1 protein-coding gene is annotated in these 529 nt (G+C 53.7%); it reads left to right on the top strand.

What is annotated here, in order from left to right:
* The coding region (locus B5F88_RS20085) for a DUF2262 domain-containing protein (RefSeq protein WP_140402253.1) at positions 1-341 on the top strand (341 nt) is incomplete at its 5' end.
* Positions 342-529 lie beyond the last annotated feature (188 nt).

Below are 529 nucleotides of genomic sequence, written 5' to 3' on the forward strand. Positions count from 1 at the left end.
TTGAAAAGAAAGCGTCCTGGACCCGTGTCACCAATGTGATGAAGAAACTGGTGGCAGACCAGGAAACCTGGGATAAGTCCCTGCGAGCGATGGCTGCCCAGAAGCTCACCGCTCAGGCCAACGAATGGCTGGCGGACAATGACCAGGCCGACCGTGACCCGGAAAAAGACCCCATCACGGAGGATGAGTTTGCCCGGCGCATCCTCCTCACCGAGTTTACAGTATCTCCCGGCGGCCGTTTTACCGCCTGGTACGAGGACGACGATATGTTCTGGGGCCATGTGGTCACGGTGAATGGAACGCTGAAAAAAGGCCCCGTTGACGCTGATATACAGGGCTGACAACAACCGTTTACAGGAGGAGGCATCCATTATGTGCGAGCACTGCCGAAACATTCAAACATGGAGAAAATTTGATGCCCCCAAGGACTACCTGGCCTGTATTGCCTATATCCAGCAGTTGGTGGAACAAGGTGAATTTGAACTGATTGCAGAGGAATCCACCTGTCCGCTGGAGAAGGTAAAGAATG

Origin of the sequence: Flavonifractor sp. An306 (assembly GCF_002159455.1) — a bacterium.
Classification (GTDB): Bacteria; Bacillota; Clostridia; order Oscillospirales; family Oscillospiraceae; genus Flavonifractor.